This is a genomic window from Streptomyces sp. NPDC087845 (genome assembly GCF_044742755.1).
GTDB lineage: Bacteria > Actinomycetota > Actinomycetes > Streptomycetales > Streptomycetaceae > Streptomyces.
In genome coordinates, this window is sequence record NZ_JBIUVC010000014.1 from 81,481 (window position 1) to 102,483 (window position 21,003).

Sequence of the window (21,003 nt, forward strand, 5' to 3'; positions counted from 1 at the left end):
TGCCCCGTGCTGGGTCCCGTGATTCTCGCCGCGTCCCGCAGCGACAAGATGCGCCGCTTCATATCGGCCGCACCTGGCACCAAGCAGGTCGTCGACCGGTTCATCGCCGGTGAGACCGTCGACCAGGTCGTCCCGATCATCGAGGACGCCGCCGGAAAGGGCCTCGAAGTCACCCTCGACGTGGTGGGCGAGGACATCACCACTCCCGAGCAGGCCGCCGCCGCCCGCGACGCCTACCTGGAACTGGTCGAGCGCCTCAAGGACCTCGGTCTGGGCACCAGGGCCGAGATGTCCGTCAAGCTGTCGATGTTCGGCCAGGCGCTGGACGGGGGCCACGAGCTGGCACTTGCCAACGTCCGCCCGGTCGTCGAGGCCGCCGCCGAGATCGGCACCACGGTCACGCTGGACGCCGAGGACCACACCACCCTCGACTCGATGTTCGCCATCCACGAGGAGCTGCGGAAGGACTTCCCGCAGACCGGCTGTGTGATCCAGGCGTACCTGTTCCGCACCGAGGAGGACGCCCGCCGCCTGGCCGCCGCCGGCAGCCGCGTCCGCATCGTGAAGGGCGCCTACAAGGAGCCCGCCTCCGTCGCGTACCAGGACAAGGCCGAGATCGACAAGGCGTACGTCCGCATCCTGAAGACCCTGATGGAGGGCGAGGGCTACCCGATGATCGGGTCGCACGACCCCCGACTGATCGCCATCGCCCAGGAGCTGGCCCGCAAGGCCGGGCGCAAGCTGGACGAGTACGAGTTCCAGATGCTGTACGGCATCCGCAGCGACGAGCACCTCCGGCTCGCGGCCGAGGGCCACCGGATGCGCGTCTACACCGCCTACGGCACCGACTGGTACGGCTACTTCATGCGCCGCCTCGCGGAGAAGCCGGCGAACCTGCTCTTCTTCGGCCGCTCCATCCTCACCAAGGGCTGACCTGCCCGGCTGACCCCCACCCCCCGACACAAGGAGACAAGGCACTCATGGACGCTGTGACCCAGGTCCCCGCGCCGGTCAACGAGCCGGTGCACTCCTACGCCCCGGGCTCCCCGGAGCGCGCCCGCCTGGAGGTGAAGCTCAAGGAGCTCGCCGAAAACCCGATCGACCTTCCGATGACCATCGGTGGCGAGAAGCGGATGGGCGGCGGCGAGCGCTTCGACGTCGTACAGCCGCACAACCACAAGGCCGTCATCGGCACCTTCGCCAACGCCACGCAGAAGGACGCGCAGGACGCCGTCGACGCCGCGCTGGCCGCTGCCCCGGCCTGGCGCGCGATGTCCTTCGACGACCGCGCCGCGATCATCCTGCGCGCCGCCGAGCTCCTGTCCGGCCCCTGGCGCGAGACGCTGGCCGCGTCCACGATGCTCGGCCAGTCGAAGACCGCCCAGCAGGCCGAGATCGACACCCCCTGCGAGCTCGTCGACTTCTGGCGCTTCAACGTGCACTACGCGCGCCAGATCCTGGCCGAGCAGCCCCCGGCCAACTCGCCGGGCGTGTGGAACCGCATGGACCACCGCCCGCTGGAGGGCTTCGTCTACGCGATCACGCCGTTCAACTTCACGGCGATCGCGGGCAACCTGCCCACCGCCCCCGCCCTCATGGGCAACGTCGTGGTGTGGAAGCCGTCCCCGACGCAGACCCACGCCGCCGTGCTGCTGATGCAGCTCCTGGAAGAGGCCGGTCTGCCCAAGGGCGTCATCAACCTGGTGACGGGCGACGGCATCGCCGTCTCCGAGGTGGCCCTGAACCACCGCGACCTGGCCGGTATCCACTTCACCGGCTCGACCCCCACCTTCCAGCACCTGTGGAAGACGGTCGGCAACAACATCGCCAACTACCGCACCTACCCGCGGCTCGTCGGCGAGACCGGCGGCAAGGACTTCGTCGTCGCCCACCCGTCGGCCGACCACGCCATCCTGAAGACCGCGCTGACCCGTGGCTCCTTCGAGTTCCAGGGCCAGAAGTGCTCGGCCTCCTCCCGCGCGTACGTCCCGGCCTCCATCTGGAACTCCGGTTTCAAGGAGAAGTTCGCGGCCGAGGTCGACTCCATCACCATGGGTGACGTCACCGACCTGTCGAACTTCATCGGCGCCGTCATCGACGAGCGCGCGTTCGCCAAGAACAAGGCCGCGATCGACCGCGCCAAGGCCGACCCGTCCTGCACGATCGTCGCGGGCGGCACGTACGACGACTCGGTGGGCTACTTCGTCCGCCCGACCGTCATCGAGTGCAGCGACCCCTCGAACGAGGTCTTCACGACCGAGTACTTCGGCCCGATCCTCGCCGTGCACGTCTACGAGGACGGCACGTACGACGAGATGCTGGAGCAGATGGAGTCGGTCTCCGACTACGCGCTGACCGGTTCCGTCATCGCGGGCGACCGTGCCGCGGCCGCACACACGATGGAGAAGCTGCGGTACGCCGCGGGCAACTTCTACATCAACGACAAGTCGACCGGTGCCGTCGTCGGCCAGCAGCCCTTCGGTGGCGGCCGTGCCTCGGGTACGAACGACAAGGCGGGCGCCCCGCAGAACCTGCAGCGCTGGACCCTGACCCGGGCCATCAAGGAGACGCTGGTTCCGCCGACCGACTACACCTACCCCCACCAGGGCTGACACCCCCCGGGGCGCCACACCCCGGCGCCCCGCCACGATTCCCGCCTCCCGCCCGGTTCCCCTGCCGGCCGGGAGGCGGTTTCCATTTCCGGGACCGGTCCGCCCCGGGCTCAGATCTCCACGAGCACCTGGTCCAGCGACTTGCGTACCAGGTCCGGTACGTGGCAGTCGTCGGCCGGATAGCCGACCGGGATCACCGCGAACGCCTTCTCGTTCTCCGGGCGGTCCAGGACCTCGCGCAGGAACCGCATCGGGCTCGGTGTGTGGATCAGCGCCGCCAGGCCCGACAGATGCAGGGCCGAGAGCAGCATTCCGACGGCGATCCCGACCGACTCGTCGACGTAGTAGTGCTTGTGCCTGGTGCCGTCCTCGCCCACCCAGTACCGCTGCTGGAACACCACGACGAGGGCCGGGGCATCCGTCATGTGGGCCTTGACGGCATCCGTGCCCAGCGGGCGCAGTGCCGCCAGCCACTCCTCGCCGAGCCTGCCGTCGTAGCTGATCTTCTCCTCGTGCTCGGCCGCTTCCCGGATGCGCCGCCGTACCTCCGGGTCCTTGACCAGGACGAAGGTCCACGGCTGTTGGTGCGCGCCGGACGGGGCGGTCGCGGCGCAGGCGATGGCATCCTTCACGACCTGCTCCGGTACGGGATCCGCCGAGAACCGGCGTACGGTTCTGCGCTCGGCCATCCGCCGGCTCAGCTGTGCGGAACGGGCGAGGGACTCCTCGGCCGGGGTCCGCTCGGGGCGGTAGGGGACCGGCCGGTACGGCTCGCCATGGGTGGGCGTCCACTGCGGGGGTGTGGCTGCGGTGTCAGACATGCCGGCAGTGTGGCGGCGGCAGCAGGTCCGGACCAGAGGGCGGTCGGACAGAACCGGCGCGCACAAGTCGGCCGGTGTCCGGTCCGGGTACCGGGGCTTCAGGGCGTAGAGGCCGTTCATGGGGCCAACTCGCCTGCGGCGCATTGGACTTCGACGCGCGGCAGGTGCGCGAATGGTGGCTGGGTACCTGGTGGGCGCGGGGTCTGGGAGGCTGGAGTGCATGACTGAGCCGATTCTGCGCACCGAGCACACCTACCGGCTGGCCCCGGCCGCCCTCGACGAGATCCGCGCCCTCCTGGACACCGCCTTCGAGGGCGATTTCAGCGACGACGACTGGGACCACGGCCTCGGCGGTGTCCACGCGTATGTGCGGGACGGCAGCGGGCTCCTGGCGCACGGCAGCGTCGTCCAGCGCCGGGTGGTCCACGAGGGCCGCTCGTACCGGATCGGCTACGTGGAGGCCGTGGCCGTCCGCGCCGACCGCCGCCGGGAAGGGCTCGGCGGGCGGGTGATGGCCGCGCTGGAGCAGGTGGTCGACGGGGCCTACGCCTTCGGGGCCCTGTCCGCCTCGGCCGCCGGAGCCGCGATGTACGCCGGGCGCGGCTGGCAGGTGTGGCCGGGGCGGATCGCAGTCCAGGGACCGGGCGGAGTGGACCGGCTGCCGGACGAGGAGGGCAGCACCTATGTCCGCGGTGCGGCCGGCCGCGCGCTGCCGCCCGCGTCCGGGGCGCTGGTCTTCGACTGGCGGGACGGGGACGTGCTCTGACCGGAGCCCGCCGGCCCTTCGTACGAGGGGAGCCTGCGCACGCCGGGGGAGCCCGCGGTGATCAGGGCGTGGCTGCGCCAGCCCTGCCGGTGGTGGACCAGATCGCCTTCGGCGAGAGAGGGGTCGCGGGAGGCGACGACCCGGCCGACGGCCCGGCCCTCCAGCGGGGCGTTCAGCTCCCAGCCGCCGTCCATCTCCTCGCGGTGATACGGGTCCACGGAGAGGTAGAGGTTCTCCACCAGGGCCTCGCCGGGGCCGGGGGAGGGGACGGGGGATTCGACGAAGGAGAAGAGGCCGGCGGTCGGGAAGCCCCGGGGCCGGGCCGTCTGCTGAATGGTCACGGCGTGTGTGGTGGTCATGGCAGTGACCGTAGGAAGGAATCCATCGGCCCGGCAGTGGGTTGCTTCGATGGAAAAGCCGTTTCCATGAACGGCATTCATGCAAGGAGAAGACCGCCGAGATGACCGACCTCGCCCCGCACGAACTGCGGATACTCGTCGCGGTGGAGAGCGCCGGCAGTTTCTCCGGCGCCGCACAGGCGCTCGGCATGACGCAGTCGGCCGTCTCCCACTCGGTCCGCACCAGCGAACGCAGGATCGGAGCGGTCCTCTTCGATCGCGGACGGCGCGGTGCCCGGCCCACTCCGGCCGGTGAGAGCGCCGTCGCGCACGCCCGTCGCATTCTGCGGCTGCTGGAGCGGATGGGCACCGAGGCACGCGGTGCGGCGGCCGGGCCCGCGGGGGCCGCCACCGTGGCCGGGCCGCTCCGGATCGCCGCCTTCCGCAGCGCCGCGCTGCATCTGCTGCCGCCCGCACTGGACCGCCTCCGAGCCGCCCACCCGGGGATCGAGCCGGTGGTGCGGATGGTGCGCGAAGTGGGGCGGGGCACGGCGGGCGAGGTCCTGGACGGGCGCGCCGATCTGGCGATCGCGACGATCGGGACCACGTCCCCCGTACCGAAGGAACTGGTCGGGGGAGTGCTGATGGAGGAGGGGTACGCGCTGGTGCACCCTGCCGGGCATCCGGCGCCGCGGACGCTTCCGCTGGTGGACTGGGCGGAGAACTGCACGTCGTACACGCGCGACTGGTGGGCCGCGCAGGAGTGGATCCCGCGGGCGACGGTCGAGGCCGAGGACGACGGAGCGGTGCTCTCGATGGTGTCCCGGGGTCTCGGCATGGCGATCATGCCGGAGCTGTCACTCGAAGGAGCACCGGACGTGGTCGGGATCACCCCTCTCGGGCCGGAGCGCCCGACACGTTCGGTCGGCTACGTCACCACCCCTGAGCAGGCACGATCGCTCGCCGTCCGGGCCCTGATCCGGGAACTGAGGGCGGGCGGCCGTAAACCTCCGTCTCAGATAGTAGGAAGTCCGAGTAATTGTGGAGACAGACCGGCCGAGCTGTCCTAGCTTTGTAGGAGCCGAACGTCTCGCTAGATCCAGCGACTGGCGGTCGTGAGTGCGCGCTCCCGTGCAGGCAACCCCTGCGGCGCCCGCTCCCCGCCCCTTCCGGCGCCTCGAAATCCCGAACTCGAAATCACCCTCACGTTTTTTCGATCTCGAAATCCTCGCGATCTCAAGGAGTCGATCCACCATGACCCAGACGACTGTCCGCCGCGTCCGCCACACCCACCGCCCGACCGACTCGGAGCGCCGGAATGCCGCCGCTGCCCTGCAGCGGGCCCTCGACCGCAGGGACAACGGCGGCTCCACGGGCCACTGAGACCGGCCGCGCGGGCCGGTCGTGGCGACCGGCCCGAGAGGCCTTGTGCAACCGGCGCTCAGCCGCGGCTGATCTCGAAGTGGTCGATCCGCTCGCCCGACTCGGCGAGTGCGGTGACCTTCATACGGGCGTGCCGTCCGGGCTGCACCTCCACCGCCAGGAACGAGAAGCCGGTGTAACGCACCCGGGACCACTCGACGGTCTCGGCCGCCTTCCCGCCGCCCTTGACCACGTGGTACGTGTCCACGCTCTCCCGGTCCGCGACGTGTCCCTCGTAGGTGTCCGGCACCGGGAAGTTGTACAGCGCCTTGCCCGCGCCGCCCGCCGTGACGTACACGATGCCGTCCCGCGTCGGGTCGGTGCGCTCGCCGATCGGCACCGTGCGCCGCACCGCGTTCTTCAGGATCGCGTCCGTGCGCTCGTAGACGTGGTTGTGGCCGTTGATGACGAGGTCCACCTGGTGCTTCTCGAAGAGCGGCACCCAGGCGTCGCGCACCCCGCCGTCCGAGGCGTGCGCGTTGGTCGTCGAGAAGGCGCAGTGGTGGAAGAAGACGACGACGAAGTCGATGTCGTGACGGGCCCGCAGTTCGCCGAGGCGCCGGTCCAGCCAGCGCGTCTGCCTGCCGTCGCTGATCCCGAAGTTGGCCGGGATCTCGTACGAGACGTCATTGGCGTCGAGGGCGACCACACCCACGTTGCCGTGCACGAACGAGTACGCACCGGGCTGGTTCACCGGGTCCGGACCGTTGCCGGGCAGGGTCCAGCGGGCGTTCTGGCCGCCGTAGCCGTCCGGCGAGTACCACGCCTCCATGTCGTGGTTCCCGGTGGTCACCATCCACGGCACGGTCTTCGACACGGTCTCCGTCTGCGCCAGGAACTGGTCCCAGGTGCGGGCGTCGTAGGTGTCGGTGCTCTGCCCGGAGCCGGACGGGTCGGCGTAGCAGATGTCGCCCGCGTGCAGGTGGAACGCCGGGTTCTGGCCCAGGATCAACTGGTCGTTGCCCAGCGCGTGGTAGCTGACGCCCTGGTCGCCGAAGGCGGTGAACGTGAAGGGTTCGGCGTGCGAGGGCGCGGTGGTGAAGGTGCCGAGCGTGCCCAGGTTGCGGGTGTCGGCGGGGTCGAAGCCGTCGTGGCCGACGCCGTAGTAGTACGTCGTGCCGGGCCGCAGCCGCTCCAGGCTCGCGTGTACGTAGAACTGCTCGGCGGCCGCGATCTTGCCCCCGTTCAGCTCGGGGGTGGTGAGGTGGCGCACCTCGGCGTCGATCCTGCGGCTCAGCGCCCACGGCTTGAGGCCGATCCGGACGTAGGGCCGCTTCACGGCGAACGGAACCTGCCAGGAGACCGCCATCTGCGTCTTCGGGTCGGCCCCGTAGGCCAGGTGCCGGCCGAACGGCGCCACCAGCGAACCGTCCACCCGGGTGGAGGTGTGACGCGAGGTCAGGACGGTCGGTGCGGCGTAGGCGGGCGAGGCGGCCGACCCGGTGGCGAGGCCGACACCTGCCACGGCCGCGGTCGCCACGCTCGTACGGAGCACGCCGCGCCGGGTGAGCCGGGTGCGCAGATATTCGTGCTGCTCGGCCATGCTCATACGGCCGGCGAGCTTCTCGGGAATTCCGAAACGGGGGATGTCCATGAAGCAGAACATCCACCCGTTGCCCGACTCCGTCCCGTCGAGTAGGTGAACGGTACACGTACAGCTCACCATGTGTCCGTATGGTGGACGTGACGTGTCATGGGGTGGGACGCGCAGTAAGGTGCGGACATGTCTCGCAGCATCAATCTCGCAGTGATCCCCGGTGACGGTATCGGCCAGGAGGTCGTGGCCCAGGGCCTCAAGGTCCTCAACGCTGTTCTCCCGCAGGATGTGAAGCTGGAGACCAAGGAGTACGACCTCGGCGCCCGGCGCTGGCACCGTACCGGTGAAACCCTCCCGGACGCGGAGCTCGAAGCGCTCAAGGGCCACGACGCCATCCTGCTCGGCGCGATCGGCGACCCCTCCGTGCCGTCCGGCGTCCTGGAGCGCGGCCTCCTGCTGAAGCTGCGGTTCGCCTTCGACCACTTCATCAACCTGCGGCCGTCCAAGCTGTTCCCGAACACCCCGACCCCGCTGGCCGGCCGCCCGGACATCGACTTCGTCGTGGTCCGCGAGGGCACCGAGGGCCCGTACACCGGCAACGGCGGTTCGCTGCGCACCGGTACGCCGGCCGAGGTCGCCACCGAGGTCAGCGTCAATACCGCGTACGGCGTCGAGCGCGTCGTCCGGGACGCCTTCGAGCGGGCGGACTCCCGCCCCCGCAAGAAGCTGACGCTGGTTCACAAGAACAACGTCCTGGTGTACGCGGGCCACATGTGGAAGAACATCTTCGACCGGGTCGCGACCGAGTACCCCGAGGTCACCACCGACTATCTGCACGTCGACGCCGCGACGATCTTCTTCGTCACCCAGCCGGAGCGCTTCGACGTCATCGTCACCGACAACCTCTTCGGTGACATCCTCACCGACCTCGCCGCCGCCGTGACCGGCGGCATCGGCCTGGCAGCCTCCGGCAACATCAACCCGACGGGCGCCTTCCCGTCGATGTTCGAGCCGGTCCACGGCTCTGCCCCCGACATCGCGGGCCAGGGCAAGGCCGACCCGACCGCCACGATCCTCTCCGTCGCCCTCCTGCTGCGCCACCTCGGCCACGAGTCCGAGGCCGTGCGCATCGAGGACGCCGTCTCCGCCGACCTCGCGGAGCGCGACGGGACGACGACTCGTACGACCGGCCAGATCGGCGACGCGCTCGCGGTACGCGTAGCGAGCTGACCCGACGACTCCCATTCGAAGCCGCCGGGTCGCAAACGCACCCGGCGGCTTCTCCTGTGCGGCCCCGGGTGTCACCATCGAACACTGGACCGCATTCGCGTCATTTCGTGCACGGCCACCCGGGAGCGATAATCGAACGGGCCGTGGCTCGCACAGAAGCTCGGACGTCCTAGCACCTGTCTGGCAGGAGCGGCGCGAGCGCGGCCCACCACACACAACCGGTGAAGGACACGCACTCATGACGACGCCCACGATCGAGCTCAAGCCCTCCTCGAACCCGCTGTCCGACGCGGAGCGCGAGGCGATCCTGGTCAAGCCCGGATTCGGCCGCCACTTCACCGATCACATGGTGACGATCCGGTGGACCGAGGGCCGCGGCTGGCACGACGGCCAGCTCGTCCCCTACGGCCCGCTCTCCCTCGACCCCGCGACCACGGTCCTGCACTACGCGCAGGAGATCTTCGAGGGCCTCAAGGCATACCGCCAGCCCGACGGCAGTGTCGCCACGTTCCGCCCGGAGGCGAACGCCAAGCGCTTCCAGGCGTCGGCGCACCGGCTGGCCATGCCGGAACTGCCCGTCGAGACGTTCATCGAGGCGTGCGACGTGCTGGTCCAGCAGGACAAGGCATGGGTTCCGGCGCACGGCGGCGAGGAGTCGCTCTACCTGCGCCCGTTCATGATCGCGACCGAGGTCGGCCTCGGTGTGAAGCCCGCCAACGAGTACCTCTTCGTCGTCATCGCCTCGCCCGCCGGCGCCTACTTCCCCGGTGGCGTCAAGCCCGTCTCCATCTGGCTCTCCGAGGACCGTGTCCGCGCCGTCCCCGGCGGCATGGGCGACGCCAAGACCGGCGGCAACTACGCGGCCTCCCTGCTCGCCCAGGCCGAGGCCGCGGCGAAGGGCTGCGACCAGGTCGCCTACCTCGACGCGGTCGAGCACAAGTGGGTCGAGGAGCTCGGCGGGATGAACCTGTACTTCGTGTACGGGAACAAGATCATCACCCCGGCCCTGACCGGCTCCCTGCTCGCCGGCGTCACCCGTGACTCGCTGCTCAAGGTCGCCCGCGACCTCGGATACGAGTCCGAGGAGGGCCGCGTCTCCATCGACCAGTGGCGCGCCGACACCGAGAACGGCACCCTCACCGAGGTCTTCGCCTGCGGTACCGCCGCCGTCATCACCCCCGTCGGCACCGTCAAGTCCGCGGGCGGCGAGTGGACCCAGAGCGAGGGCGTGCCCGGCGAGGTCACGCTGAAGCTGCGCGAGCGCCTGCTGGACGTCCAGCGCGGCACCGCCGAGGACACCCACGGCTGGATGCACCTGCTCGGCTAGGACTCCGTCCGACCCGTTCCCCGTACGAGCGAAGGCCGCGCCCGGTTCTGCCGGGCGCGGCCTTCGTCGTGCTCCCGGACCGGTCGCATGGTTGGAGCGCTGCTCAAAAGTGACGGAAGCAACCTTCCGTATTCTCTTGCTCCACGGTTAGAGTGCTGCTCTAAACAGGAGGTGAGCGGGCGTGCGACTGACCCCGACGGAACGTGACAGGCTGCTGCTCTTCGGCGCCGCCGAACTGGCCCGGGCCCGCCGTGCCCGGGGACTGAGGCTCAATGTCCCCGAGGCGACCGCCCTGATCGCGGACACGGTCTGCGAGGCCGCCCGCGACGGGCGCAGGCTCGCCGAGGCCATCGAGGCCGCCCGCTCCGTGCTCGGCCCCGACGACGTCCTTCCGGGGGTCGCCGATGTCGTCACCGAGGTCCATGTGGAGGCCGTCTTCGACGACGGTTCACGGCTCGCCGTGGTCTCCCGGCCGCTGGGCGGCGGGCTCGGCGACGACGCGCCCGGGGCGGTCGTCCCCGGCCCCGCCACGCCCGAACCCGAGCCCGCGGCGCGGCTGACCGTGCGCAACACCGCGACGGTGCCGGTCTCCGTCACCTCGCACTTCCACTTCTTCGAGGCCAACCCGCGGCTCGACTTCGACCGGTCGGCCGCGTACGGGATGCGGCTCTGCGTACCCGCCGGCTCCTCCGTCCGCTTCGGACCGGGGGAGTCCGTGGACGTGGGGCTGGTGCCGATCGGCGGCGACCGGATCGCCATCGGATTCGCCGGTCTGGTCGACGGGCCGCTCGACGCCCCCGGCGCACGTGACGAGGCCCTGCGGCGCGCGGTGGCCTGCGGATACCTGGGAGCCGGGCGATGAGCATCGATCCTCACGAGTACGCCTCCGTGCACGGCCCGCGCGCCGGGGACCGGGTCAGGCTCGGCGACTCCGGGCTGACCGTCCGCGTCGAGTCCGACGCGCAGCGGTACGGCGAGGAGTTCCTCGCGGGCTTCGGCAAGACCGCCCGCGACGGGCTGCACCTCAAGGCCGCGGCCGTCCGGGACACCTGCGACGTCGTCATCAGCAATGTGCTGGTCATCGACGCCGTGCAGGGCATCCGCAAGGTGTCCATCGGCATCCGTGAGGGCCGGATCGCGGCGATCGGGCGGGCCGGGAACCCGGACACCCTCGACGGTGTCGACGTCGTCGTCGGCACGGGCACCACCATCGTCTCCGGCGAGGGCATGATCGCGACGGCGGGCGCCGTGGACACCCACGTCCACCTGCTCTCGCCCCGGATCATGGAGGCCTCGCTCGCCTCCGGTGTCACCACGGTCATCGGCCAGGAGTTCGGCCCGGTCTGGGGCGTCGGCGTCAACTCGCCCTGGGCCCTGCGCCATGCCTTCAACGCCTTCGACGCCTGGCCCGTCAACATCGGCTTCCTGGGCCGCGGTTCGTCCTCCGACCCGGCGCCGCTGGTCGAGGCGCTCGCCGAGGGCGGGGCCTGCGGCTTCAAGGTCCACGAGGACATGGGCGCCCACACCCGCGCCCTGGACACCGCCCTGCGCGTCGCCGAGGAGCACGACGTCCAGGTCGCCCTGCACAGCGACGGGCTGAACGAGTGCCTGTCGGTCGAGGACACCCTGCGCGTCCTCGAAGGCCGCACGATCCACGCCTTCCACATCGAGGGCTGCGGCGGCGGACACGTCCCCAACGTCCTGAAGATGGCCGGCGTCGAGAACGTCATCGGCTCGTCCACCAACCCGACGCTGCCCTTCGGCCGGGACGCCGTCGCCGAGCACTACGGGATGATCGTCTCCGTACACGACCTCAAGACGGACCTGCCGGGCGACGCCGCCATGGCCCGCGACCGCATCCGCGCCGGAACGATGGGCGCCGAGGACGTCCTGCACGACCTGGGGGCCATCGGCATCACCTCGTCCGACGCGCAGGGCATGGGACGGGCCGGCGAGACGGTGCGCCGCACCTTCGCGATGGCCGGGAAGATGAAGGCCGAGCTCGGCCCGATGGAGGGCGACGGCCCCGCCGACGACAACGCCCGGGTGCTGCGCTACATCGCCAAGCTCACCATCAACCCCGCCATCGCCCACGGCCTCGCACACGAGATCGGCTCCATCGAGACCGGCAAGCTCGCCGACATCGTGCTGTGGCGGCCGGAGTTCTTCGGCGCGAAGCCGCAGCTCGTACTGAAGTCCGGCTTCCCGGCGTACGGCGTCACGGGCGACCCGAACGCCGCCACCGACACCTGCGAACCCCTGGTACTCGGACCGCAGTTCGGGGCGTACGGAGCCACCGCCGCCGATCTCTCCGTGGCCTTCGTCTCCCAGGCGGCGACCCAGCTCGGGGCGGACCTGATGCCCACCCGACGGCGCCGCGTCGCAGTACGCGGCACCCGCGGCATCGGCCCCGGCGACCTCGTCCACAACTCCCGTACCGGAGAGGTCGCCGTGGACGCCCGCAGCGGCCTGGTCACCCTGGACGGCGACCCGCTGCGCTCCGAACCCGCCGACTCCGTCTCCCTCAACCGCCTCTACTTCCTCTGACGCCCAAGCCGGCACGTATCGCCCCACCCGGCACGTATCGCCTCATCCGCTACGTATCGCATCACCCGACACGCTTTCAGGGACACCTCATGACCTTCCGCATGCCGCCCGAGTGGGCCCCGCACGAACGCACCTGGATGGCCTGGCCGGGCCCCAACCCCACCTTCGGCACCGACGCCGAACTGGAGGAGGCCCGCGACGCCTGGGCCACCGTCGCCCGCGCCGTCCGCCGCTTCGAACCCGTCACGATGGTCGTCGGACCCGGCCAGGAGGACAGCGCCCGCGCACTCCTCGGCCCGGACATCGAACTGGCCGTCCGCCCGCTCGACGACGCCTGGATGCGCGACATCGGACCCACCTTCGTCACCGACGGGCAGCAACTGGCCGCCGTGGACTGGACGTTCAACGGCTGGGGCGCCCAGAGCTGGGCCCGCTGGGAGCACGACCGGCACATCGCCCGTTCCGTCGCCGAGCTCGCCGCCGTCCCCGTGCACAGCTCCTCCCTCGTCAACGAGGGCGGCGCCATCCACGTCGACGGAGAGGGCACCGTCCTGCTCACCGAGACCGTCCAGCTCGGTGCGGAGCGCAACCCCGGACTGACCCGCGAGCAGGTCGAGGCCGAGATCCACGCCCGGCTCGGCACCGAGAAGGCCATCTGGCTGCCCCGCGGACTGGCCGGCGACTACGGCACGTACGGCACCCTCGGCCATGTCGACATCGTCGCCGCCTTCGCCCGCCCCGGCACCGTCGTCGCCCACGTCCAGCCGGACCCGGCCCACCCCGACCACGAGATCACCCGCGAGACGCTCCGCGTCCTGCGCGCCGCCACCGACGCCAGGGGCCGCTCCCTGGACGTCGTGGAGGTCCCCGCGCCCACCGTGCTGAAGGCCGACGGCGAGTGGGTCGACTACTCCTACATCAACCACTACCTCTGCAACGGCGGCGTGATCCTCTGCGCCTTCGACGACCCGCGCGACAAGGAAGCGGCGGCGATCTTCGGCGAGCTCTTCCCCGACCGTACGGTGACCCTCGTCGACGCCCGTACGATCTTTGCCGGCGGTGGAGGCATCCACTGCATCACCCAGCAGCAGCCGAAGGTCTGAACCGTGCCCCCCGCTCCACGCCGACGCAACACCGCCCCGCCCCGCGAGGTACTGCTGGCCGCCGCCATGGCCACCATCGCCGAACGCGGCCTCGACGGCCTCACCATGGCCGGGCTGGGCCGTGAGGTCGGCATGAGCAGCGGACACCTCCTCTACTACTTCCGCACCAAGGACGAGCTGCTGCTCCAGACCCTGGAGTGGAGCGAGGGGCGGCTCGGCGCGGAGCGGCGCGCCCTGCTGTCGGCGCGGACGACGGTCCGCGAACGGCTCGACGCGTACATCGATCTGTACCTCCCCGACGGCCACCGCGATCCGCACTGGACGCTCTGGCTGGAGGTCTGGAACCGCTCGCGGAACGCCGACGACGACGCCCGCGCCCGGCAGGCAGCGATCGAGGGCGCCTGGCACCGCGACCTGGTGGCACTGCTGGCGGAGGGCGCCTCACGCGGCGAGTTCCGTACCGTCGACGCCGAGCGGTTCGCGACCCGGCTGCGGGCCCTGCTCGACGGGTTCAGCGTCCATGTCGCCGTCGGCATCCCGGGCACGGGCCGGGACCAAGTCCTCGCCCGGGTCGGGGAGTTCATCGACGACTCGCTCACCACCCAGGAGCGTCCCGGGCCGTTGTGAACCAAACGCACGTAAGTACGCCTGATCGTTGCCCGTTGCGCCCTTGTTGTGCTCCCGGCTGTTCGGGCACGGTGACGGACCATGGGACGAGAGCAGTGGAAGAAAATCTGGGTCGGCTCCGCCGGCAACATGGTCGAGTGGTTCGACTGGTTCGTGTACGCGACCTTCGCGGTCTACTTCGCGGACTCGTTCTTCCCCGAAGGCAATGAGACCGCCAATCTCATGAACACCATGGGCATCTTCGCCGTCGGCTTCTTCATGAGGCCGGTCGGCGGCTGGATGCTCGGCCGGATCGGTGACCGCCGGGGCCGCAAGGCCGCCCTCACCCTCACCGTCACCCTCATGTCGGCCTCCGCGATCCTCATCGCCGTCGCGCCGACGTACGACGTGGCGGGGTACGGCGGCGTCGCCGTCCTCCTGCTGGCCCGGCTGCTCCAGGGCCTGTCCGTCGGCGGCGAGTACGCCGCCAGCGCCACCTACCTGACCGAGGCCTCCGCACCCCACCGGCGCGGCTTCGCCTCCAGCTTCCAGTACGTGTCCATGACCGCGGGACAGCTCATCGGCCTGGGCCTCCAGATCTTCCTCCAGCGCAACATGTCCGACGCGGCCCTGCACAGCTGGGGCTGGCGCATCCCGTTCGTCGTCGGCGCGCTCGGTGCCGCGATCGTCTTCTACCTGCGCCGCTCGATGCTGGAGACCGAGGTCTACGCGGAGTCCGGTGCCGCCGAGCAGGAGGACCGCGGCACGCTGAAGGCGCTGTGGCAGCACAGGCGCGAGGCGTTCCTGGTGATGGCCCTGACCATGGGCGGGACCGTCGCGTACTACACGTACACGACCTACCTCACCAAGTTCCTCTCCAAGAGCGCCGGCATGGAGAAGTCCACCGCCTCGCTCGTCAGCTTCTGCGCCCTGTTCGTCTTCATGTGCGTCCAGCCGCTGGCCGGACTGCTCTCCGACCGGATCGGCCGCCGCCCGCTGCTGATCACCTTCGCCGTCGGCTCCACCTTCCTGACCGTGCCGATCATGACGATGCTCAAGCACGCGGGCACCTTCTGGCCCGCCTTCGGCCTGGCGCTCCTGGCCCTGGTCGTCGTCACCGGGTACACCTCGATCAACGCCTGCGTGAAGGCCGAACTCTTCCCGACCGGCATCCGGGCCCTGGGCGTCGCCCTCCCGTACGCCGTCGCCAACGCGCTCTTCGGCGGCACCGCCGAGTACGTGGCGCTCTGGTTCAAGAAGGCGGGCGCCGAATCCGGCTTCTACTGGTACGTCGCGGGGTGCGCCGCGGTCTCCCTGGTCGTCTACCTGACCATGCGCGAGACCCGTGACATCGACCTGGGCCGGGTCGGCACCCGGAAGGCCGGGCAGGAGCACTCGGAGCCGTCCGGAGCGACCAGCGTCACGCCCGCATCCTGAGACGGGACACGGCACGGAGGCAGCCCTGTGCAAGACTGCTTCCGTGCCCTCGTTCGTCATGATTATTGGCAACAGGCGCGCCGGTCCGCAGTGACCGCCCCGTACCACCATGTACGGCGCGGCCACCGTGCCCCAGACCCGCGCGCAGACCTCTCGCACCCGCGAGGGGTTTTTTCGTTTTCCGGCCCTCACCACGGCCGGGGCGAGGCGCGCGGGATGATGGGGGCAAGTGGAGCCAGATCGTCCGGATCCACTCATCCGACAGGAGTCAGACCAGCATGACCACCAAGGCCAAGCCCACCGACGACAGTTTCCATGTCTTCGACACCACACTGCGCGACGGCGCCCAGCGTGAAGGCATCAACCTGACGGTCGCGGACAAGCTGACCATTGCCCGGCACCTGGACAACTTCGGCGTGGGCTTCATCGAGGGCGGCTGGCCCGGCGCCAACCCCCGCGACACCGAGTTCTTCGCCCGCGCCCGGCAGGAGATCGAGTTCAAGAACGCCGAGCTGGTCGCCTTCGGCGCGACCCGCCGCGCCGGTGGCAAGGCCGCCGAGGACCACCAGGTCAAGGCCCTGTTGGAGTCCGGCGCCCCGGTGATCACCCTGGTCGCCAAGTCCCACGACCGCCACGTGGAACTCGCCCTGCGCACCACCCTCGAAGAGAACCTGGAGATGGTCCGCGACACCGTCTCCTTCCTCCGCGAGCGGGGCCGCCGGGTCTTCGTGGACTGCGAGCACTTCTTCGACGGCTACCGCGCCAATCCCGAGTACGCCAAGGCCGTCGTCCGCGCCGCCCACGAGGCGGGCGCCGACGTCGTCATCCTCTGCGACACCAACGGCGGCATGCTCCCCGCCCAGGTCCAGGCCGTCGTCTCCACCGTGCTGGCCGACACCGGCGCCCGGCTCGGCATCCACGCCCAGGACGACACCGGCTGCGCCGTCGCCAACACCCTCGCCGCCGTCGACGCGGGCGCCACGCACGTCCAGTGCACCGCCAACGGCTACGGCGAGCGGGTCGGCAACGCCAACCTCTTCCCCGTCGTCGCCGCCCTGGAACTCAAGTACGGCAAGACGGTCCTCCCCGAGGGCGCGCTCGCCGACATGACCCGCGTCTCGCACGCGATCGCCGAGGTCGTCAACCTGACGCCCTCCACCCACCAGCCCTATGTGGGTGTTTCCGCCTTCGCCCACAAGGCCGGACTGCACGCCTCCGCGATCAAGGTCGACCCGGACCTGTACCAGCACATCGACCCCGCGCTGGTCGGCAACACCATGCGGATGCTGGTCTCCGACATGGCGGGCCGTGCCTCCATCGAGCTCAAGGGCAAGGAGCTCGGCATCGACCTCGGCGGCGACCGGGAACTCGTCGGCCGGGTCGTCGAGCGCGTCAAGGAGCGCGAACTCAAGGGCTACACGTACGAGGCCGCCGACGCCTCCTTCGAGCTGCTGCTGCGCGCGGAGGCCGAGGGCCGGGCACGCCGCTACTTCCGTACGGAGTCCTGGCGCGCCATCGTCGAGGACCGCCCCGACGGGACGCACGCCAACGAGGCGACGGTGAAGCTCTGGGCCAAGGGCGAGCGCATCGTCGCCACCGCCGAGGGCAATGGCCCGGTCAACGCGCTCGACCGGGCGCTGCGCGTCGCGCTGGAGCGGATCTACCCGCAGCTCGCCAAGTTGGAACTGGTCGACTACAAGGTCCGCATCCTGGAAGGCCGCACCGGGACCGAGTCCACCACCCGCGTCCTCATCACGACGGGCGACGGCAGCGGTGACTGGGCGACCGTCGGTGTCGCGGAGAACGTCATCGCGGCGTCCTGGCAGGCGCTGGAGGACGCGTACACGTACGGGCTGCTGCGGGCCGGGATCGAGCCCACGGAGTAACGCGGTCCGTCCCCGACCGCCGGACGTCCCCGACCGCCGGACGTACCCGATCGCCGGACGTCCCCGGCCGCCGGACGTCCCCGGACCCGGGTCCGTCCGGGTCCGGGTCCGTCCGGCGGCCGGCCGTGATGTCCGTTGAGACCGGCCGTCGCGAGTAGGGCGGCGAGCAGGCCCCGTGGGCTCTTCCCGATCGGATCATGGGCTGGTGCCTTCCTCGGCGGGGCGTGGGGGAGTAGCCGTCGATCGGGGCGGGAGTGAACTGCTCCTGCGGGGCCGCGTCAAGAGGGCGCGTGTTCAGAACCTGAACACACAACTCGCCCCGCCTGCACAGGAGATCGGTACGGACCAATGTCGGCGTGAAGTATTGACGGCACTGTTCCCGCGGGGTTAACTCACGCCGCAACGCCGGTACCGGTTCCGGAACCGGTTGCGGTACCGGTTCCAGCTGCCTGCCATGCCCTGTCCCGGAGGCCCCGATGCGTGTCACCATCGCCGATGTCGCCCGCGAGGCCGGCGTCAGCAAGACGACGGTGTCGCGGGTCGTCAACGCCAAGGGCGAAGTGGACGGTGCCACGGCCGCCCGCGTTCGTGAAGTGATCGCACAGCTCGGCTATGTGCCCAGCTCGGGTGCCGTCGGACTGGCCCGCGGCAGCAGCCGCACGGTCGGCATGCTGGTGCCCTCGCTCACCTGGCCGTGGATGGGCGAAGTGCTCCAGGGCGTCGTCGACACCGTCGAGGCCGCCGACTACGGACTGCTGCTCTTCACCTGCAACCGCGGTGCCGAGTCCGTGGAACGCTTCACCAGCCAGGTGTCGGCCCGCGCCTTCGACGGCCTCCTGGTCGTCGAACCCGAGAACACCCTCGACCACCTCACCGCACTGCACCGCGGCGGTCTGCCGATCGTGCTGATCGACGACCGCGGACACCACCCCGAATTCCCCTCCGTCGTGACCACCAACCGCGAAGGAGGCGCGTCCGCCGCCCGTCATCTGCTGGCCGCCGGACGCACCAGACCCCTGATCATCACGGGCCCGCAGCACTTCGGCTGCGTACGCGACCGGCTGGACGGATTCCGTACGGTCCTGCCCACCGATCTCGTCGTGCACGGGGACTTCACCGAACGCCGGGGCCGGCTGGCCGTGGAGCAACTCCTGGCCGCCGGAACCGAGTTCGACTCGGTCTTCGCGCACAACGACATCAGTGCGGCGGGCGTGCTGCGGGCGCTGCGCGCGGCCGGACGGTCCGTGCCGGACGACATCGCCGTGGTCGGCTTCGACGACATCCCGATGGCCGAGCACACCGAACCACCGCTGACCACCGTGCGCCAGCCCACCCGGCAGATGGGTGAGACGGCCGCGCGGATGCTGCTCTCCCGCCTCGGCGGCACGGCCGCGCCCGACGCGCCCGTCGTGCTGCCCACCGAACTGGTCGTGCGCCACTCGGCGCCGTAGCGGTCCGGCCGGTCCCGTCGGCCGCCCGCCCCCGCCCCGCCTCCCACTCGCCGTACGCACCACCCGTACCGCACCGCCCGCACCGCCCGTACCACCCCGTACCGCCCTGTACCGCCCCGTACCGCCTGTACCCGGCGCGCCGAGCGCTGCCCCTTTTCCGGATCTCCCAGACCCGCAGTCCCTCATGGAGTCGCCATGTCCGCACGACGTCACGCCACGCTGAGAGCGCTCTCACTCGCCACCGCCGTGGTCGCGCTCGCCGCCGGTTGCTCGTCCGCCAACTCGGGTGCCAACAAAGGGGGCGGTGCCTCCGGCGTACTGACCCTGGGCAAGCCCGACGGGCCGCAGACCAACAACAGCAACCCGTTCCTGAACACCTCGGCGGGCGCCACGCTCGGCTACCGGTTCATGATCTACGAGCCGCTCGCGATGACGAACCAGATCCGGCCCGCGGACAAGGCCGCCCCGTGGCTGGCGACCGACTGGGCGTGGGAGTCCAACTTCACCAAGGTCACCTTCACCCTCGACCCCAAGGCCAAGTGGGCCGACGGCAAGCCGCTGACCGCCGACGACGTCGCGTACACCTTCGACCTCCTGAAGAAGCGCCCGGCTCTCAACGGCAACGGCATCCCGTTCGACGGGGTCGCGGTGCAGGGCAAGAAGGTCGTCCTGACCTTCAAGGAGTCCCAGTACGTCAACCAGAACAAGATCATCCAGCAGTTCGTCGTGCCCAAGCACATCTGGGAGGGCGTCGAGAACCCGGAGACCTGGCCCAACCGCACACCGGTCGGCTCGGGCCCGTACAAGCTCAAGACGTTCACCCCGCAGACCACCACCCTGACCGCCACGCCCACCTACTGGAAGGGCGCGACCAAGGTCAAGGAGCTGCGCTACACCGCCTACAACGACAACAGCGCGGCGACCACGGCGCTGGCGAGCGGCAAGGTCGAGTGGTCGTTCGTCTTCATGCCGGACTACAAGCAGCTGTTCATCGCCAAGGACCCCGCGAACCACAAGCTGTGGTTCCCGTCCGGGCTCGGCATCCACGGACTGTGGTTCAACACCGCCCGCAAGCCGTTCGACAACCCGGCGCTGCGCAAGGCCATGGCGATGGTCGTCGACCGCAAGGCGATCCACACCCAGGCCGAGGCGACGCTCTACCCGGAGATCACCAACCCGACCGGCATCCCGCTGCCCGCCGGTGAGTCCTTCCTCGCGCCCGAGTACAAGAGCGCCACCACCGCACCGGACGTGGCCGGGGCCAAGAAGGTGCTCGCCGACGCCGGGTTCGAGCTCAGCGGCGGGGTGCTGAAGGACCCCGGCGGCAAGCCGGTGAAGCTCACCTTCACCGACCCGGCCGGCTGGAACGACTACATCACCGGACTCGCGATCATCAAGGACAACATCAAGCAGCTCGGCATCGAGGCCAAGGTCAAGACGCAGACCGCCGAGGCCTGGGGCGCGGACGTCGCCAACGGCAACTTCGACGCGACCCTGCACTGGACCAACAGCGGCGCCACCCCGTACGACATGTACCAGAACATCATGGACGGTGCGCTGCTCCAGCCCGTCGGCAAGGCGTCCCAGCTCGGCAACTTCGGCCGCTTCAAGAACGACGAGGCGACCGAGGCGCTCAAGGACTTCGCGAACGCCACCGAGGACTCGGCCCGCACGGCTGCCATGAACACCCTCCAGAAGATCATGGTCGAGCAGGCGCCGGTGATCCCGACGGCCGCCGCCCCCATCGGGGCCGAGTACTCCACGAAGAACTGGGTGGGCTGGCCCACCGAGGCCGACCCGTACGCCCCGCCGCAGCACACCCAGCCGTCCGCGCTGCAGATCGTGCTCCAGCTCAAGCCCGCCAAGTAGCGCCAGGAACAAGGAGATACGGGATACGGGATACGGGACACAGGACCGGCC

Annotated in this window: 17 protein-coding genes and 1 pseudogene; 15 read left to right on the plus strand and 3 right to left on the minus strand. The window is 70.3% G+C overall.

Going from position 1 to position 21,003, the window contains the following annotated elements; genetic code table 11:
* Positions 1 to 6 precede the first annotated feature (6 nt).
* Complete coding sequence (locus ACIOMQ_RS30335; RefSeq protein ID WP_362203805.1) at positions 7 to 933, plus strand: proline dehydrogenase family protein; 927 nt, start codon at positions 7 to 9, stop codon at positions 931 to 933.
* A 47-nt stretch (positions 934 to 980) separates the two neighbouring features.
* Positions 981 to 2,612 (plus strand): L-glutamate gamma-semialdehyde dehydrogenase, encoded by a 1,632-nt coding sequence (gene pruA / locus ACIOMQ_RS30340; RefSeq protein WP_362203808.1) that lies wholly within the window; start codon positions 981 to 983, stop codon positions 2,610 to 2,612.
* A 110-nt stretch (positions 2,613 to 2,722) separates the two neighbouring features.
* On the opposite strand, the gene ACIOMQ_RS30345 is transcribed toward pruA, so the two are convergent.
* Positions 2,723 to 3,433, minus strand: a complete 711-nt coding sequence (locus ACIOMQ_RS30345) for a nitroreductase family protein (RefSeq protein ID WP_362203811.1) — start codon at positions 3,431 to 3,433, stop codon at positions 2,723 to 2,725.
* Between the two features lie 220 nt (positions 3,434 to 3,653).
* Between ACIOMQ_RS30345 and ACIOMQ_RS30350 the strand changes: the two genes are divergently transcribed.
* The gene (locus tag ACIOMQ_RS30350) at positions 3,654 to 4,199 is read left to right on the plus strand and encodes a GNAT family N-acetyltransferase (protein ID WP_402191165.1); all 546 of its coding nucleotides are present in this window, start codon (positions 3,654 to 3,656) and stop codon (positions 4,197 to 4,199) included.
* Positions 4,200 to 4,213: 14 nt separating this feature from the next.
* Here the strand turns inward: ACIOMQ_RS30350 and ACIOMQ_RS30355 are convergent.
* A pseudogene (locus ACIOMQ_RS30355) lies at positions 4,214 to 4,558 on the minus strand (NADP-dependent oxidoreductase); the annotation flags it as partial.
* A 101-nt stretch (positions 4,559 to 4,659) separates the two neighbouring features.
* Between ACIOMQ_RS30355 and ACIOMQ_RS30360 the strand changes: the two are divergent.
* Positions 4,660 to 5,607, plus strand: a complete 948-nt coding sequence (locus ACIOMQ_RS30360) for a LysR family transcriptional regulator (protein WP_402191167.1) — start codon at positions 4,660 to 4,662, stop codon at positions 5,605 to 5,607.
* A 184-nt stretch (positions 5,608 to 5,791) separates the two neighbouring features.
* The gene (locus tag ACIOMQ_RS30365; protein ID WP_362203821.1) at positions 5,792 to 5,920 is read left to right on the plus strand and encodes a hypothetical protein; all 129 of its coding nucleotides are present in this window, start codon (positions 5,792 to 5,794) and stop codon (positions 5,918 to 5,920) included.
* Positions 5,921 to 5,978: 58 nt separating this feature from the next.
* Here the strand turns inward: ACIOMQ_RS30365 and ACIOMQ_RS30370 are convergent, their stop codons facing one another.
* Positions 5,979 to 7,553 (minus strand): metallophosphoesterase family protein, encoded by a 1,575-nt coding sequence (locus ACIOMQ_RS30370; protein WP_362203824.1) that lies wholly within the window; start codon positions 7,551 to 7,553, stop codon positions 5,979 to 5,981.
* 129 nt (positions 7,554 to 7,682) lie between these two features.
* On the opposite strand from ACIOMQ_RS30370, the gene ACIOMQ_RS30375 reads away from it, so the two are divergent.
* From ACIOMQ_RS30375 to ACIOMQ_RS30420, 10 genes are all read left to right on the plus strand, one after another.
* Entirely contained in the window at positions 7,683 to 8,726 is a 1,044-nt protein-coding gene (locus ACIOMQ_RS30375; protein WP_362203827.1) for a 3-isopropylmalate dehydrogenase, read from the plus strand.
* 238 nt (positions 8,727 to 8,964) lie between these two features.
* Positions 8,965 to 10,053 carry a branched-chain amino acid aminotransferase gene (locus ACIOMQ_RS30380; protein WP_402191169.1) on the plus strand — a complete coding sequence of 363 codons (1,089 nt, stop codon included), beginning with the start codon at positions 8,965 to 8,967 and terminating at the stop codon, positions 10,051 to 10,053.
* A gap of 181 nt (positions 10,054 to 10,234) precedes the next feature.
* Positions 10,235 to 10,915, plus strand: a complete 681-nt coding sequence (gene ureA, locus ACIOMQ_RS30385; RefSeq protein ID WP_362203833.1) for an urease subunit gamma — start codon at positions 10,235 to 10,237, stop codon at positions 10,913 to 10,915.
* On the plus strand, positions 10,912 to 12,600 hold the full coding sequence (locus ACIOMQ_RS30390) for an urease subunit alpha (protein WP_362203836.1): 1,689 nt from the start codon (positions 10,912 to 10,914) through the stop codon (positions 12,598 to 12,600). Before ureA ends, ACIOMQ_RS30390 begins: the two co-directional genes overlap by 4 nt.
* Before the next feature lie 89 nt (positions 12,601 to 12,689).
* Positions 12,690 to 13,703 (plus strand): agmatine deiminase family protein, encoded by a 1,014-nt coding sequence (locus ACIOMQ_RS30395; RefSeq protein ID WP_362203839.1) that lies wholly within the window; start codon positions 12,690 to 12,692, stop codon positions 13,701 to 13,703.
* A 3-nt stretch (positions 13,704 to 13,706) separates the two neighbouring features.
* Positions 13,707 to 14,330, plus strand: coding sequence for a TetR/AcrR family transcriptional regulator (locus ACIOMQ_RS30400; protein ID WP_401758224.1), 624 nt, complete (start codon positions 13,707 to 13,709; stop codon positions 14,328 to 14,330).
* A gap of 81 nt (positions 14,331 to 14,411) precedes the next feature.
* Positions 14,412 to 15,746 carry an MFS transporter gene (locus ACIOMQ_RS30405; RefSeq protein ID WP_402191173.1) on the plus strand — a complete coding sequence of 445 codons (1,335 nt, stop codon included), beginning with the start codon at positions 14,412 to 14,414 and terminating at the stop codon, positions 15,744 to 15,746.
* A gap of 278 nt (positions 15,747 to 16,024) precedes the next feature.
* A complete protein-coding gene (gene cimA, locus ACIOMQ_RS30410) occupies positions 16,025 to 17,632 on the plus strand; it encodes a citramalate synthase (RefSeq protein WP_362203848.1) in 1,608 nt (535 codons plus the stop codon).
* Between the two features lie 476 nt (positions 17,633 to 18,108).
* On the plus strand, positions 18,109 to 19,083 hold the full coding sequence (locus tag ACIOMQ_RS30415; RefSeq protein WP_362203851.1) for a LacI family DNA-binding transcriptional regulator: 975 nt from the start codon (positions 18,109 to 18,111) through the stop codon (positions 19,081 to 19,083).
* 195 nt (positions 19,084 to 19,278) lie between these two features.
* Positions 19,279 to 20,952 (plus strand): ABC transporter substrate-binding protein, encoded by a 1,674-nt coding sequence (locus ACIOMQ_RS30420; protein WP_401758221.1) that lies wholly within the window; start codon positions 19,279 to 19,281, stop codon positions 20,950 to 20,952.
* Positions 20,953 to 21,003 lie beyond the last annotated feature (51 nt).